The organism is Brevibacterium sp. LS14, from assembly GCF_012027885.1.
GTDB classification, from domain to species: domain Bacteria; phylum Actinomycetota; class Actinomycetes; order Actinomycetales; family Brevibacteriaceae; genus Brevibacterium; species Brevibacterium casei.
In genome coordinates this window covers 1-2,679 of the sequence record NZ_SJXG01000026.1, presented here as the reverse complement: position 1 = coordinate 2,679, position 2,679 = coordinate 1, and the positions used below count along the sequence as shown (strand labels likewise).

The following is a 2,679-nucleotide window of genomic DNA, read 5'->3' as shown; positions in this document are numbered from 1 at the left end:
CCCGAGTAGCACGGAACTCGTGGAATTCCGTGTGAATCTGCCAGGACCACCTGGTAAGGCTAAATACTTCCTGATGACCGATAGCGGATCAGTACCGTGAGGGAATGGTGAAAAGTACCCCGGGAGGGGAGTGAAAGAGTACCTGAAACCATGTGCTTACAATCCGTCAGAGCACCCGTGTTGGTGTGATGGCGTGCCTTTTGAAGAATGAGCCTGCGAGTTAGCGGTGCGTGGCGAGGTTAACCCGTGTGGGGTAGCCGTAGCGAAAGCGAGTCCGAATAGGGCGAGTCAGTCGCGTGTCCTAGACCCGAAGCGGAGTGATCTAGCCATGGGCAGGGTGAAGCAGCAGTAAGATGTTGTGGAGGCCCGCACCCACTTCAGTTGAAAATGGAGGGGATGACCTGTGGTTAGGGGTGAAAGGCCAATCAAACTCTGTGATAGCTGGTTCTCCCCGAAATGCATTTAGGTGCAGCGTTGCGTGGTTCTTGCCGGAGGTAGAGCTACTGGATGGCTGATGGGCCCCACCGGGTTACTGACGTCAACTAAACTCCGAATGCCGGTAAGGTTCAGCGTGGCAGTGAGACAGTGGGGGATAAGCTTCATTGTCGAGAGGGAAACAGCCCAGACCATCAACTAAGGCCCCTAAGCGTGTGCTGAGTGGGAAAGGATGTTCAGTTGCGAAGACAACCAGGAGGTTGGCTTAGAAGCAGCCACCCTTGAAAGAGTGCGTAATAGCTCACTGGTCAAGTGATTGAGCGCCGATAATGTAGCGGGGCTAAGTACACCGCCGAAGTTGTGGCAGCATCACGATACTGTAATGGTGTGGTGTTGGGTAGGGGAGCGTCGTGTCGCCAGTGAAGTCGCCGTGTGAACGAGTGGTGGAGGCGTCACGAGTGAGAATGCAGGCATGAGTAGCGAAAGACGGGTGAGAAACCCGTCCACCGGATGACCAAGGGTTCCAGGGCTAGGCTAATCCGCCCTGGGTAAGTCGGGACCTAAGGCGAGGCCGACAGGCGTAGTCGATGGACAACCAGTTGATATTCTGGTACCGACACACAACCGACAATACCAAAACACATGAGACTAACTCCCCGGTCCACCCGTGGCGTCTTCGGATGTCTGGTTGGTGGTCTGGTGAGGACCTGAGTGTGGAGTCGGTAAGCGTGAGGTGTGACGCAGAAAGGTAGCCAGGCCACGCGATGGTAGTCGTGGTCTAAGGTCGTAGCATGTGGGGGTAGGCAAATCCGTCCCCACGCAAGTGTGAGAGCTGATGGGCGCCCCACAGTGGTGGGGTGATCTGGTGATCCTCTGCTGCCGAGAAAAGCATCGACGTGAGGGTGTGTGTTGCCCGTACCCTATAACCGACACAGGTGGTCAGGTAGAGAATACTAAGGTGATCGAGAGAATCGTGGTTAAGGAACTCGGCAAAATGCCCCCGTAACTTCGGGAGAAGGGGGGCCATCCTGGTGAACGACCCTTGCGGTTGGGAGCTGGTGGTGGTCGCAGAGGCCAGAGAGAAGCGACTGTTTATTAAAAACACAGGTCCGTGCGAAGATGTAAGTCGATGTATACGGACTGACGCCTGCCCGGTGCTGGAAGGTTAAGAGGACCCGTTAACCCTTTGGGGTGAAGCGGAGAATTTAAGCCCCAGTAAACGGCGGTGGTAACTATAACCATCCTAAGGTAGCGAAATTCCTTGTCGGGTAAGTTCCGACCTGCACGAATGGCGTAACGACTTCTCTGCTGTCTCAACCACGAACTCGGCGAAATTGCATTACGAGTAAAGATGCTCGTTACGCGCAGCAGGACGGAAAGACCCCGAGACCTTCACTATAGTTTGGTATTGGGCTTCGGTGTGGTTTGTGTAGGATAGGTGGGAGATGTTGAAGCCTGGTCGCCAGATCGGGTGGAGTCGGCAAGTGAAATACCACTCTGACCATTCTGGATTCCTTAACTTCGGACCCTGATCGGGTTCAGGGACAGTGCCTGATGGGTAGTTTAACTGGGGCGGTTGCCTCCTAAAGAGTAACGGAGGCGCCCAAAGGTTCCCTCAGCCTGGTTGGCAATCAGGTGTCGAGTGTAAGTGCACAAGGGAGCTTGACTGTGAGACGGACGTGTCGAGCAGGAGCGAAAGCTGGGACTAGTGACCCGGCCATGGCTTGTGGAAGCGTGGTCGCTCAACGGATAAAAGGTACCTCGGGGATAACAGGCTGATCTTGCCCAAGAGTCCATATCGACGGCATGGTTTGGCACCTCGATGTCGGCTCGTCGCATCCTGGGGCTGGAGTCGGTCCCAAGGGTTGGGCTGTTCGCCCATTAAAGCGGTACGCGAGCTGGGTTTAGAACGTCGTGAGACAGTTCGGTCCCTATCCGCTGCGTGCGTAGGAAATTTGTGGAGGGCTGTCCTTAGTACGAGAGGACCGGGACGGACGAACCTCTGGTGTGCCAGTTGTACCGCCAGGTGCATGGCTGGTTGGCTACGTTCGGGAAGGATAACCGCTGAAAGCATCTAAGCGGGAAGCCTGCTCCGAGATGAGATTTCCATCCCTTTGTGGGGGGAGGTGCCCAGGAGAACACTGGGTTGATAGGCCGGGTATGGAAGCACTGTGAGGTGTGGAGTTGACTGGTACTAATACGCCGATCACTCACACAACCCAAGAGGGTTGGTGTGTGCGTGAA

The 2,679-nt window shown here is 55.4% G+C and carries 1 rRNA gene; it reads left to right on the top strand.

From position 1 onward, the window contains the following. Positions 1–2,654 (top strand): 23S ribosomal RNA (locus EZE58_RS02170); the annotation flags it as partial. Positions 2,655–2,679: the final 25 nt, after the last annotated feature.